The sequence below is a fragment of the Larkinella harenae genome, from assembly GCF_054780515.1.
The window spans coordinates 2,242,107-2,255,295 of record NZ_BAAGWE010000001.1; the positions used below are offsets into that span (position 1 = coordinate 2,242,107).

Here is a 13,189-nt window from a genome sequence, read left to right on the forward strand (position 1 = left end):
GTTACCAAGTTTCGTAATTTTCCAATATCTTTGCAGGAGCAAACCTATGAAGGTACTTCGTCAGCTTCCTTTACTGAACCGGATGTTCTGTTTGTTGATGGCCATTAACGTCATCAACTTCAGTATTGATGCGCCGGATCAACTCACCCAACCGCTTGTCAAAAATGTGGGTGCGGAAGATCTTTCCGTCAACAAAATGGAAAGCATTGGTGAGGTATTGCTGGAAAAAGTGCTTAAAATTCCGGACGCGGTTCCCGAACAAGATGATCCGGATCATCCGTTTGCCGTAAAGATCGTTAAATCGATTTGTGACTGGGCTACCCCGGCTAGTGCGGCCGCTCTGCAAAAAATAACCATCAGTTTTCCGTTGGTGCCCGAAAAGAAACAATTCTTCTACGCAGCTTATTATACGTCTCACTTCCCCGAGATTGACTCCCCTCCACCTCGACGGGGCTAGCTCCTGCTTTTTGCCGTGAAGTAACGATGCCCTTCTGCATTCGGCGGTTGGCTTGTTTCTTCTCTTTTCCCGTATTCGCTGTTCAGGCTGACAAATCGTTTTCTCCGGTCTCTTTACGGCTGGAGTAAGTCACGGTGCGCGGATTCTGCCCGGCTCGATACGCCATATCGTACCTGTCACTTTTCAAAAACTTATGATCAGATCGTTGACCTTGACGATCCTGCTACTCAGCGGGATGGTGAAGGCACAGGACACGCTGTCCATCCAGCTCCGGCAGGCAGATAGCCTGTTTGTAGGCCGAAATTTGCTCGCACTGGCCGGGCGTTACCAGATTGATGCCGCCCAGGCGCAGGTACTCCAGGCCGGTTTATTTGACAATCCTACCGTAACCGTTGAACTAAACGCGTTCAATCCCGGCCGTCGTCGCGTATTGGATGTTGGACGCGAAGGACAGAAATTCGTTTCCATTGAGCAATTGCTCTATACCGCCGGAAAGCGTAACAAACGGGTCGAACTGGCTAAAGAATCCGCCCGGTTGACCGAACTGGAGTTTCGTGATTTGCTGCGGGCGCTGCGTTTTGAGTTGCATAGCCGCTTTTACGAACTTTATTTCCAGCAAAATACCCTGGCGCGGTATGATCAGCAACTGGATGTGTTGCAGAATACCGTCAATGCATTTGAAGAGCAATTCCGGCGCAACAACGTTTCCCTCCGCGAACTACTTCGTTTAAAATCACTACTGTTTCAACTGGGCAAAGACCGCACGGAAATACTAGCCCAACTGGCGGATCAGCAGCAGTATCTACAAACGCTGCTTTCGACTGGTCAACCCATCCGGGCGTTGGTGAATGAAACGGCTTTGTCCCGCTTACGGCCATCGGCACAGTCACTGGACTCACTTCGCAGCCTGGCTCTGCAAAACCGTCCGGATGTTCAGATCAGCGAATCCCTAACCCGGCAAGCCCAGTTGAATTTCAACCTGCAGAAAGCACTGGCGAAACCGGATGTTCGGATTGGTGGTATTTACGATCAGGCTTCCAATTACATTCAGCATTACGTGGGCGTGTCGGCAGCGGTCGACCTGCCGCTGTTCAACCGCAATCAGGGCGCCATCCGGGCCGCCCGGAGTCAGATCGATTACCAGAAAGGGCTCCAGCAGCAAAAGACCATTCAGGTTGAAAATGAAGTAACAGCCGTGTGGCAGAAAGTCCGCAACGCCGAGCAGATGATCCGGTCGGTTGAAGGCCGATTTGAAGAACAATTTGAAGAACTGAACCAAGGCGTGGTACAAAACTTTCTGAAACGCAATATCTCCCTGCTGGAGTTTGTCGACCTCTTTGAAACCTACACTGAAAACATCCGGGATCTGAACCGTCTGAAGGCCGACCGCATGGCGGCTTACGAAGAATTTAACTACGTCGTTGGTACCGATTTATCGAATTAAATCATGAGCAAAATCATCATCCTATTTTTCTTTTTAACGACGGCGTTCGGGATACTGAGTTGTGATACCCCGAAAGAACAGGAAGAGGCTCAAGCCTTTATGCTGTCGGATACCATGCTGAAACGCATTCGGCTGGATTCAGTCGTGACGCAACCAGTTCGCAATGAGCTGACGCTCGTCGGGCGGGTTATGGCCGACGAAAACAAAGTAATTAAAGTTTTTCCGCTGGTGGGGGGCAATGTAGAAACCGTATCGGTCGAATTGGGCGATTACGTTCGAAAAGGACAGACGCTGGCCCTGATTCGTTCTGGCGAAGTGGCGGATCTGGAGCGGCAGATGATTCAGGCACAGTCGGCCCTGCTCGTGGCCCAAAAAAACCTGCGGGTGGCGCAAGACCTCAATGAAAGCAAACTGAATGCCCAGCGCGACGTAGTTCAGGCCCAGAATGAGGTTGATCAGGCGCAGGCCGAAGTAAACCGATTGCGGGAGGTTTTCCAGATTTACGGCTTGGGTAATTCTACCAATTACACGGTCAAAGCGCCCATTTCGGGCTTTATCATCGAGAAAAACGTAAATCCGGGTTTACAGCTCCGTTCTGATAACGCCGATAATCTTTTCACCATCGGCGAGATCAACGATGTCTGGGTCATGGCCAATGTCAATGAAAGCGACATTGCGCGGGTCCGCACGGGCATGGATGCCCAGATCGAGACGTTAAGTTACCCCGATGAAGTGTTTCGGGGGAAAGTGGATAAAATTTATAACGTCCTCGATCCGAACACCAAAGCGATGAGCGTGCGCATCCGGCTGGCGAACACAGACTATAAGCTGAAGCCGCAGATGCATGCCACGATCCGGCTGAGTCTGTCGACCGGGCAGCAACTGGCAACGGTTCCTACGGACGCTGTCATTTTCGATCGATCCAAAAACTATGTCGTTGTGTACCGCAATCGGAGTGATCTGGAAGTACGGGAAGTCGCCGTGCACAAAACGATGCGAACCACCACCTACCTCGATTCGGGGGTCAAACCCGGTGAAAAGGTCATATCCAAAAATCAGATTCTGGTCTACAACGCATTGAACGATTAATCGATGAACAAGTTTATCCAAAATATTGTCGGTTTTTCGCTCAAAAATCGATTCTTCATTTTTTTCATGACGGCGGCCCTGGTCATCGCCGGCGTGTTCAGCTACCTGAATACCCCTCTGGAGGCCTTCCCGGACGTCACCAACACGCAGATTATTGTCGTTACGGAATGGAACGGCCGGAGCGCCGAAGAAATTGAACGGTTTGTAACCGTACCGATTGAAGTCGCCATGAATTCGGTGCAGCGGAAAACCAACGTCCGATCTGTAACGATGTTCGGGCTGTCGGTGATCAAAATCATTTTTGAAGACGATGTCGAAGACTTTTTTGCCCGTCAGCAGGTCAATAATCAGCTTCGAAATGTTCCGTTACCTGAGGGGGTCGAACCCGATGTGCAGCCCCCTTACGGCCCAACGGGCGAGATCTACCGCTTTACGTTAAAAAGTGATAAACGGGATAGTCGGGAGCTGTTGACCATTCATAACTGGGTCATTGATAGGCAGTTGCGTAGCGTGCCGGGTGTCGCTGATGTGGTGGCGTTTGGGGGCCGGGAGAAAATTTATGAGTTGCGGGTTAATCCGACTCAACTGGCCAAATACGATCTGACACCGCTGGAAATTTACCAGGCCGTTACCCGCAGTAATATCAATGTTGGGGGCGATGTTATTGAACGAAGCGGACAGGCTTACGTGGTGCGCGGAATTGGCTTGTTAACCTCCATTCAGGATATCGAAAATATCATTATCGAGGAGCTGAACGGAAATCCCATTCTGGTTAAAAATGTCGCGGAAGTGGCTGAATCACAGCTGCCGAGGGTTGGCCAGGTTGGCTTGAATGAAAACGATGATGTGGTGGAAGGCATCGTTGTGATGCGGAAAGCCGAAAATCCCAGTGAAGTGCTGGAGCGTGTAAAGGCCAAGATTGAGCAATTGAACACCCGGGTATTGCCGGCCGACGTGAAAATGGTAACTTTTTACGACCGCGACAACCTGATCGAATATTGCACACGAACCGTTCTGCACAACCTGACCGAAGGAATTATTCTGGTAACGGTCATGGTATTCCTGTTCATGGCCGACTGGCGCACCACGCTCATCGTGTCCATTATCATTCCGTTGGCGCTGTTATTTGCTTTTATGTGCCTCAAAATGAGGGGGATGTCGGCGAATCTGCTGTCAATGGGGGCTGTTGATTTCGGGATTATTATCGACGGGGCCGTCGTCATGGTCGAGGGCATATTTGTCGCGCTCGACCATCGGGCGCATAAAGTTGGGATGGAACGGTTTAACAAACTGGCCAAACTGGGGTTAATTAAAAAGACGGGGGGTGAGCTGGGGAAAGCAGTCTTCTTTTCTAAGCTGATCATTATTACGGCTTTACTGCCAATTTTCTCTTTTCAGAAAGTAGAGGGAAAGATGTTTTCTCCGCTGGCCTGGACGTTGGGGTTTGCACTGCTGGGGGCCTTGTTGTTTACGTTGACACTGGTACCGGTAATGTGTTCCATTTTATTGAAAAAGAACGTTCGGGAGAAAAATAACCCCGTCGTCAACTTCTTCAATCGCATTGTCATGGCGGGTTTTGCGTGGTGTTACGCCCGCAAAAGGCTTAGTGTACTGGTTGCGTTTCTTTTTATGGGAGGGACATTTTTTTCGGCCCGTTTTCTGGGTACGGAGTTTTTACCCCAACTGAATGAAGGAGCGCTTTGGGTAACTGCCGAACTACCAATGAGTTTGTCGTTGCCCGAAAGCGTGGAGATGGCCGGGCAGATCCGGAGGGATCTCCAAACGTTTCCGGAAGTCAAACAGGTGCTTTCGCAGGTAGGTCGCTCCAACGATGGTACGGACCCGAACGGCTTTTATTTCTGTCAGTTTCAGGTGGATTTGCTGCCGAAAGAAGAGTGGAAACGCAAAATTTCGGTGGAAGCGTTGACCGACGAGATGGATAAAAAACTGCGGGACTATCCCGGAATCCTGTACAACTACTCGCAGCCGATTATCGACAACGTGGCTGAAGCCGTGGCTGGTTATAAAGCCAGCAACGGGGTGAAAATTTTTGGGCCGGACATTTACGAGCTGGAAAAATATGCCGATCAGGTCATGAAAGCGATGAAAGATGTGGAGGGGGTTCGTGATCTGGGTATCATCCGGAATGTGGGGCAACCGGAGGTAAGTGTGCTGTTTCACGATCATAAAATGGCCCTGTATGGGGTAACAACGGCCGATGCCCAGGCAGTAATTGAAATGGCGATTGGGGGGAAAACCGCTTCGGTACTCTACGAAGGCGAACGGCGATTTGACATTCGGGTACGGTATCAGGAGGAGTATCGGCAAACGGAAGAAGACATTATGCGGTTGATGGTGCCAACCCTGAAAGGTGGCCTGATTCCGTTGCGGGAAATTGCGACGGTTCGGAAGCAAACGGGTCCGGCTTTCATCTACCGTGATATTAACCAGCGGTTTATCGGGGTGAAGTTTTCGGTCAGGGGGCGCGATCTGGGCAGCACGATTGCCGAGGCTCAGCAAAAAGTAAATGCCGCCCTCAAGCCCGGCAAGGATTACTCCGTGGAATGGGTTGGCGAGTTCGAAAACCAGGTGCGGGCCACCGAACGGCTGACGCAGGTTGTGCCAATTAGCCTGGCGGCCATTTTTGTCATCCTTTTTATCACGTTCGGTAACACCAAGGATGCCGGTCTGGTGCTGCTGAATGTGCCTTTTGCCCTGATTGGTGGTATTCTGGCTTTGCACGTCACCAACATGAATTTTGGCATTTCGGCTGGAGTTGGATTTATCGCGCTTTTCGGCATCTGCGTACAAAACGGGGTGATTCTGATTTCGGTTTTTAATAAAAATCTACTGGCCAGAATGTCACTGGATGACGCCGTTCGTGACGGTGTTCAGTCGCGCATTCGGCCCGTAGTCATGACGGCGTTGATGGCAGCCATCGGTTTGTTTCCGGCGGCCATTTCAACCGGGATTGGTTCAGAAACGCAAAAACCGCTGGCGATTGTCGTCATCGGGGGGTTGGTTACGGCCACCATCCTGACGTTGCTGATCTTCCCGATTATTTATCGCTTCTTTTATCGGCACCGGGTTTACCGCCTTCGGGATCTGGATGAGTAAACCGGGCCTTCAAAGCAAGCGATTGGAGTCAATTAGTTCAATTCTTTTCTTTTCATTAACATCTCTAAACACATCGAATCATGAAAAAAAATCGAGTTAGTAACCAGTTGCGGACATGGATGGGTATTCTGGTTTTGAGCGTATTAGCATGGAGTTGTCAGGATAAGGCGGGGGCCGATTTTATTTACGAAGCTTCCAGCAGTCAGGTGGCGGTGGGTGCCTATGGCGGTTTCAAAACGGCCTTCCCGAATGTACAGACTGTGGAGTGGTCTAATTTTGAAGAACGTATCTGGGAGGCTCGCTTTACCCAGGATTCCGTCGATATGGCAGCATTGATTACGCCTACTGGCGTGGTTCTTGATCAGGGCGTACTGGTGGACCGGGCTACCATGCCCGAAAAGACCGAGGATTACATCAGCAAGCAGTACGCCGGTTACCGGGTTCATTCAGTGCTGACTGGCGCCAACGGCACCGACAATAGCCCGTATCGGGTCATTTTGGTGAATCCGTCGGCATCGCAGGCTTTGCGACTGCAGTTCAGTGCCGACGGTCAGTTTTTGTCGGCTACAGAACTCTATTCAATCAATATCCGAAAGGATGCATAAACAATACAGACAACAAAACGAGCGCAGCCAAAAGGCTGCGCTCGTTTTGTTATCTGGCAGTTGAATTTACACTACCATGATATCCTGTTCTTTCGCCACAAAAATCGTATCGATCCGGGCTATAAAACCATCGGTTAGCTTCTGAACGCGTTCTTCTCCTTTTTTTACATCGTCTTCCGAAACCCCTTCTTTGGTCAGTTTACGAATTCCGTCGTTGGTTTCTTTCCGGATGTTGCGCACGTTCACTTTGGCCACTTCAATTTCCTGCTTTACCTTTTTGACCAAATCCCGGCGACGTTCCTCGGTCAGAGGAGGAATGTTCAGACGAATATTTTCACCATCGTTGGTCGGCGACAGGCCCAGGTTGCTGTTGCGGATCGCTTTCTCAATCTCCCCAATCATTTTCTTTTCGAAGGGTTTGATGGCGATGGTCCGGGCATCGGGCGTTGTAATCGAAGCCACGTTGTTGATCGGCGAGTTCATGCCGTAATATTCCACCTGCAAGCCGTCCAACATGGCGGTCGACGCTTTCCCGGCCCGAATTTTAGCCAGTTCGATGTTGAGGTGTTTTAACGCCTTTTCCATGGTATCCCGGGCGTCTTCGAGATATAGCTCGATCTCTTCCATTGTTTTTAACTAATGATGCCTTACGAAGGATGGGCGATGAGTAACTGACGCAATAATTCACGGTTGATCATCGCACCGGTAACCCGTTCATAATTCATCGTCCATAATTCATCATTTTTAAAAATTAGCCCGTGATCAGCGTTCCGATGTCTTCACCTTCTACCAGACGAATCAGGTTGGTAGGGCGGTTCATATCGAAAACGATGATGGGGAGGTTATTTTCTTTGCACAACGTAAAGGCGGTGAGGTCCATTACGTTCAGTTTCTTTTCGTAAACGTCCTGAAACGAAATCGTGGTATACCGGGTCGCCGTTTTGTCCTTGAACGGGTCAGCGGTATATACACCGTCTACTTTGGTACCTTTCAGTACAACGTCGGCTTCGACTTCGATGGCCCGCAGACTGGCCGTGGTATCAGTAGTGAAATACGGGTTGCCCGTTCCGGCACCGAAGATCACGACGCGGCCTTTTTCGAGGTGACGAACGGCCCGGCGACGAACGTAGGGTTCGCAAACCTGCTCCATTTTGATGGCCGACATTACCCGCGTGTACAAACCGTGTTGTTCGAGCGAACTCTGAATGGCCATGGCGTTGATCACTGTCGCCAGCATACCCATATAATCGCCCTGAACCCGGTCCATACCGCTGCGTTCTCCCTGAATGCCCCGGAAAATGTTACCTCCACCGATGACGATGGCGATCTGAACACCCATTTCCGCAACCTGCTTGATTTCCAGGCTATACTGTTCCAGAATGGCCGGATCAATGCCGTACCCTTTGTCTCCGCTTAGAGCTTCTCCGCTAAGCTTAAGCAGAATGCGTTTATATTTTAGTTGAGCCATGAAGGAAAGTTTGGCGACAAATATAAAAGAAAAAGGAGAAGTGCGGCAGGGAAGGCGCGGAGAAAAGGGAATAATCAGATTTTCTTTTCTTCATCTGTTCCCGCTACGTTGCCGCTTTCCTAGTGAAATTCCACCAGAACCTGGTTTTTTTCGACGGTTTGCCCGCGGGTTACCCGAACGGTTTTAACGCTGCCGTCGGCGGGGGCTTTGATGACATTTTCCATCTTCATGGCCTCCAGAATCAACACCGTATCGCCTTTACTCACTGTATCGCCGGGCTGCACATTCAGGCTCAGAATCAGGCCGGGCATCGGGGCTTTAATGTCATTGATTTTGGTCTGACTAACCGAACTCATACCCATTTGCTCAAGCAGGAGATCAAAACGATCTTTCAGATTTACCTGATACGTGGCCTCGTTGATTTTCAGGGTTACGGTTTTGGCCGTACGGTCGAGGTGCAGGATTTCGGCAGTATACGAGCGGTTTTGGTGCAAAAGATGAACCATGCGATCATTCAGGCGTACCAGATCCCACTGGATCGGCTGGCCATTCAGAACCGGCTGATCACCGGAAAAATCGATTTCAAAAGATGGCTGATCGTTAACGGTAGCGCGAAACATGCAGGATAAGGGTTGAGTGGATCACTTTTTATTGATCAAATATACGCCCAACAAGCAAATTCCCATACCGGCCACCTGCGGCCAATGAAGCGGCTCGCCGTCCAGTAATCCCCAGAGAACGGCCACCACGGGGATCAGGTAGGTTACGGTAGAAGCAAAAACGGCCGAGGTTAGCTGAATCACCCGGTTAAAAAGAATGGTGGCAAAACCGGAGCCAATCATGCCCAGGGTCAGGAGCATCAGCAGGGCGGAGGTAGAACCGGGAGCGGCTACCCGCGTTGGAAAATCCGTGGTAGACAGGCCCAGCAGTGCAATCGGGCCAACCAGCCCAAACGTGAAAGCGGTCGATAACAGGGCGGGTAAATCCGACAGGTACCGCGAAACAATGTTGATGTTAAAACCGTAGCAGAGTGTCGCCAGCACAATTAGCAGCGCGTAGGCATTGTAGGAGAACGAACCCGTAGCACTGAAGAAGACGAGAAAAACCGATCCGGCAAAACCGAGTAAAATGCCGCCAATCTGCAGGACGCGCGCCCGCCGACCAAACAAGATAACCCCAATCAGAAAGGTAAACAGTGGACTGAGGGCATTCAGGGTGCCGGCCAGCGAGCTGTTCAGGTGGGCACCGGCGGTAGCAAATAGCATGGCCGGAATCAGGTATCCAAGCAAACCCGAACCCAGCAAGGGCAGCCAGCGGTCGCGGGGGAAGTGGCTCCAGCGCACGATCAGGTAGGGCAGAAAAAAGACCAGCGCCAGAAAAATACGGCCCGTGCCAACCTGAACCGCCGAAAAAACCGTTAGGCTGTACTTGATCAAGATGAAGGACGTTCCCCAAATGAGGGCAACCAGCATGAGCAGTAACCAGGCCTGAAGCTGGCGCTTCGATGGCGACGTAACAGCCGGTTCGGGGGCTGGTAAGGGGTGATTGGTAAATGGTTTCGTCATACGCAGACAACCTTCATTTCAGGCAGTTTGGTTCTTTGGCTGGCTAAAAAGTTGTTCTGGCAACTACTTGTTGCCGACGGTCTTGCCTGCTAGTAGGTCAGCGGTATTGGGCAGATTGGTCCGATGTAGACGGATGCTGGGTTTGTTTTCCGATATTTGCCCCGCCCTGCCATTCGGTGTCGGCCTTTACGTGGGTATGAACGTATCAATCATTATTCTGAATTATAATTCCAGTGGGTATACACTGGAGTGTGTAGCTTCCATCCGAAAACAGACAACGCTTTCCGACTATGAAATCATCGTGGTCGATAATGGCTCTCAACCGGCTGATGGTGAGCAGTTACGCGGTTTGGCGGGCGAGCCTTCTTTGAAACTGGTCCGCAGTCGGATCAATCTTGGGTTTTCGGGCGGACATATGCTGGGCCTGCAGTTTGTGGACCCTTCGTCAACGTATTTTTTCTTCCTGAATAACGATTGCCAACTGCTCGATGATGTGTGCGGGCGGCTGTACGCCTTCATGGAAGAGCAGTCTACGGTGGGTAGCTGCACGGCGCAGACCGTGGACCGGTCGGATGCCCATGAACCTTCTTTTAACTACTATCCGACATTGAGTGAGAAGTTGCTGGGGCACGGCATCATGCGCTGGTTCAATCCTACGGCGTATCCATCCCGGCGCAAAACGTACCAACAACCTGTGTCGGTACCGGTTGTGACGGGCAGCGCCATGTTTGTGCGGGCCACGGCGTTCTGGCAGGCTGGCGGTTTTGATCCGGCTTATTTTCTCTATTGCGAAGAGGAAGACTTGTGCCGACGCCTTCAGGCCGCCGGATGGGAAACGATGCTCGTTCCAGACGTACGGTTTCGGCACGTGAGTGGTGGGAGTACCAAACGGAACCTGTTGATCGACAAAGAATACTATATTTCGTTGTTCTACTATTTCCGCAAGTACGAGAGCCTGCCCAAGCAATTGTTGCTGCAACTTCTCTACCTCATTAAGGTCGGTCGGAAGTCGTTCAAAAGCCGCCATTTTGCCCACTTAGCCTGGTTTATTCTGCGGGGTGCTCCCGGCCGCGAGAGCCTGCGATACCGCCAGGGCGAACCGAAACCGTAAGCCATTGAACGCGCAGGCCGGGAGGCTGAAAGGCGGTTTTAATGACTTACGCGAGTATCGCCAGTTCGTAGGTATCCGTAATTTCGTTCAGAATTTCGGTGATTTCCGCGAACGTATCGGCCAGAACGAGCCGCATCCGGAACGGTTTGAAATTGTCCAGCCCTTTGAAATAGTTGGTATAATGCCGACGCATCTCAAAGATGCCGGTTTTTTCTCCTTTCCAGCGGATGGAAAATTCCAGATGCTGTTTGCAAACCGCCACCCGATCGGCAATGGTTGGGGCGGGTAAATGGGTCCCTGTGCGGAGATAATGCTTAATTTCGTTGAAAATCCAGGGGTAACCAATGCTGGCCCGGCCAATCATGATTCCATCGACCCCGTAACGGTTTTTGTACGCCAGCGCTTTTTCAGGACTATCGATATCGCCATTGCCAAAAATGGGAATGGTGGTGCGGGGGTTCTCCTTGATGCGGCCAATCAACGTCCAGTCGGCTTCGCCCTTGTACATCTGAACCCGCGTCCGGCCGTGCACTGTTAAAGCCTGAATCCCGATATCTTGTAGCCGCTCGGCCACTTCGAGAATGTTTTTTGTTGTATCATCCCAGCCCAGACGGGTTTTGACGGTAACGGGCAGGTGCGTGGCTTTCACCACGGCTTCGGTCATTTTGACCATTTTCGGAATGTCCTGCAATAAAGCCGCTCCGGCACCACGACAGGCCACATTTTTGACCGGACAACCGTAGTTGATATCGATCAGGTCCGGATTGACACGCGTTGCAATTTCAGTACACGACCGCATGGTTTCGATATCCGACCCGAAAAGTTGAATGCCAATTGGCCGTTCGTATTCAAAAATATCCAGTTTCTGAACGCTTTTGGCCGCGTCTCGAATCAGTCCTTCCGACGAAATAAACTCCGTATACATCAAATCAGCCCCGTTGGCCTTGCAAACCGCTCGAAACGGCGGATCGCTTACATCTTCCATCGGTGCCAGTAACAACGGAAACGTACCCAGTTCGATTGTTCCAATTTTAACCATATACCGCTAACAACACAGTTTTTAAAGACGTTCGGGATGCGTTGGTCAGGATGATCAAAATTTGGATAAAAATCCGGCCAACGTTCAGAAAAGTGGTCACTTTGACCGTAAATTTACATCAATTATGGAAGACTTCCGCGTTACTTCTCCGCCATCCAATCCGTTGCATCCGTTTCGTGGCCTGCTGGTTCTGCTGGGGTTTGTGCTATTGGGCATGTCGCTGGGTGGGTTGCTGGCGGGATTTGTTCTGGCGGGATGGGCGGCCAGTAGTGGAAGCCAGCGCATCAGCGACATAACTGATCTCCTGACAAATCCGGCGGATTACCCGGGCAGCTGGCATTTGCTGATGATGATTCAGGCCATCAGCCACGTCTGTACGTTTTTGTTACCGGGGCTGTTATACCTGCGCTGGATCGAGCACCGGGGTTGGTCTGACTTCAACAGCCGTCCGCTGTCGGCAGTGCAGTCGGTGGGGTTGGTGGCGTTGCTGACCATTGCGTTTATGCCATTCAACGGCTTGATTATTGAGTGGAATCAGCAACTGGAATTGCCGGAAGCACTGCGGGGGCTGGAGGAGTGGATGCGGCAGAAGGAAGATCAAATGTCCGAGCTGACAATGTTCCTGACGAATTTTACGTCTCCGCTGGATCTGGCCATCGCCATTGTGGTAATTGCCATCCTTCCGGGAATTGGGGAGGAAGTGTTGTTTCGGGGGCTTTTGCAGCGGAAGCTGGCGCAGTGGACGGGAAACGCTCACGTAGCGATCTGGCTGGCCGCCCTGATCTTCAGCGCTATTCACGTTCAGTTTTATGGATTTGTGCCGAGAGCCTTGCTGGGCGCCCTCTTTGGCTACCTCTATGCCTGGTCCGGTAATCTATGGGTTCCCATTCTGGCTCATGCCGTGAACAACGGTTTTACAGTGCTGATGGCGTGGTTGTACCACCGCAAGATGATTTCAATCGACATTGAAAATACGGAATCGGTTCCTTTGACCGGTGCGGTAATTTCATTACTTTTAACGATTGGTTTTTTAGTTTTTTTTCGAAAATCGAATCAATCGCCGTCCCAGCCGTATGTCTGATCAGTGGGAGAAAGTACTGGTGACACCTGCCATTCACCGCGCCGAACTGGCCAAAGTGCTGTTAGCCGAACACGCTATCAATGCTGTTGTTGTCAATAAGAAAGATAGTAATTATCTCTTGGGAAATTGTGAGGTCTATGTGCAGGCTGAGGATGCCGACCTGGCCCGCATTCATCTAATTTCAGCCGATCTGGAGTACTGATGCGGACTTTA

13 protein-coding genes are annotated in these 13,189 nt (G+C 51.0%); 8 read left to right on the forward strand and 5 right to left on the reverse strand.

From position 1 onward, the window contains the following. Nucleotides 1–46: 46 nt before the first annotated feature. The 5 genes from ACYVH9_RS09190 to ACYVH9_RS09210 all read left to right on the forward strand — a co-directional run bounded on the left by ACYVH9_RS09190 (nt 47) and on the right by ACYVH9_RS09210 (nt 6,712). On the forward strand, nt 47–457 hold the full coding sequence (locus ACYVH9_RS09190) for a hypothetical protein (protein ID WP_460636009.1): 411 nt from the start codon (nt 47–49) through the stop codon (nt 455–457). A gap of 193 nt (nt 458–650) precedes the next feature. Further along, entirely contained in the window at nt 651–1,901 is a 1,251-nt protein-coding gene (locus ACYVH9_RS09195) for a TolC family protein (RefSeq protein ID WP_460636010.1), read from the forward strand. Between the two features lie 3 nt (nt 1,902–1,904). After that, nucleotides 1,905–2,990, forward strand: a complete 1,086-nt coding sequence (locus tag ACYVH9_RS09200; protein ID WP_460636011.1) for an efflux RND transporter periplasmic adaptor subunit — start codon at nt 1,905–1,907, stop codon at nt 2,988–2,990. Nucleotides 2,991–2,993: 3 nt separating this feature from the next. Further along, nucleotides 2,994–6,107: an efflux RND transporter permease subunit gene (locus ACYVH9_RS09205; RefSeq protein WP_460636012.1), complete on the forward strand. Its 3,114-nt coding sequence runs from the start codon at nt 2,994–2,996 to the stop codon at nt 6,105–6,107. Between the two features lie 80 nt (nt 6,108–6,187). After that, entirely contained in the window at nt 6,188–6,712 is a 525-nt protein-coding gene (locus tag ACYVH9_RS09210; protein WP_460636013.1) for a hypothetical protein, read from the forward strand. A gap of 66 nt (nt 6,713–6,778) precedes the next feature. On the opposite strand, the gene frr is transcribed toward ACYVH9_RS09210, so the two are convergent. From frr to ACYVH9_RS09230, 4 genes are all read right to left on the reverse strand, one after another. Further along, nucleotides 6,779–7,339, reverse strand: coding sequence for a ribosome recycling factor (frr, locus tag ACYVH9_RS09215; RefSeq protein WP_460636014.1), 561 nt, complete (start codon nt 7,337–7,339; stop codon nt 6,779–6,781). A gap of 124 nt (nt 7,340–7,463) precedes the next feature. Beyond that, the gene (gene pyrH, locus ACYVH9_RS09220; RefSeq protein ID WP_460636015.1) at nt 7,464–8,180 is read right to left on the reverse strand and encodes a UMP kinase; all 717 of its coding nucleotides are present in this window, start codon (nt 8,178–8,180) and stop codon (nt 7,464–7,466) included. A gap of 119 nt (nt 8,181–8,299) precedes the next feature. Beyond that, nucleotides 8,300–8,800, reverse strand: coding sequence for an acyl-CoA carboxylase biotin carboxyl carrier protein subunit (locus ACYVH9_RS09225; protein ID WP_460636016.1), 501 nt, complete (start codon nt 8,798–8,800; stop codon nt 8,300–8,302). Between the two features lie 21 nt (nt 8,801–8,821). Beyond that, nucleotides 8,822–9,745, reverse strand: a complete 924-nt coding sequence (locus ACYVH9_RS09230; RefSeq protein WP_460636017.1) for a DMT family transporter — start codon at nt 9,743–9,745, stop codon at nt 8,822–8,824. A 196-nt stretch (nt 9,746–9,941) separates the two neighbouring features. Between ACYVH9_RS09230 and ACYVH9_RS09235 the strand changes: the two genes are divergently transcribed. Then, complete coding sequence (locus ACYVH9_RS09235) at nt 9,942–10,856, forward strand: glycosyltransferase family 2 protein (protein WP_460636018.1); 915 nt, start codon at nt 9,942–9,944, stop codon at nt 10,854–10,856. A 46-nt stretch (nt 10,857–10,902) separates the two neighbouring features. Here ACYVH9_RS09235 and dusB read toward each other — a convergent pair whose 3' ends face one another. Continuing rightward, on the reverse strand, nt 10,903–11,895 hold the full coding sequence (gene dusB, locus ACYVH9_RS09240; protein WP_460636019.1) for a tRNA dihydrouridine synthase DusB: 993 nt from the start codon (nt 11,893–11,895) through the stop codon (nt 10,903–10,905). A gap of 124 nt (nt 11,896–12,019) precedes the next feature. Between dusB and ACYVH9_RS09245 the strand changes: the two genes are divergently transcribed. Both ACYVH9_RS09245 and ACYVH9_RS09250 read left to right on the forward strand, forming a co-directional pair. Next, the gene (locus ACYVH9_RS09245; protein ID WP_460636020.1) at nt 12,020–12,976 is read left to right on the forward strand and encodes a lysostaphin resistance A-like protein; all 957 of its coding nucleotides are present in this window, start codon (nt 12,020–12,022) and stop codon (nt 12,974–12,976) included. Further along, nucleotides 12,969–13,178, forward strand: a complete 210-nt coding sequence (locus ACYVH9_RS09250; protein WP_460636021.1) for a DUF2007 domain-containing protein — start codon at nt 12,969–12,971, stop codon at nt 13,176–13,178. The genes ACYVH9_RS09245 and ACYVH9_RS09250 overlap by 8 nt, the downstream gene beginning before the upstream one ends. The last annotated feature ends 11 nt before the right edge of the window (nt 13,179–13,189 follow it).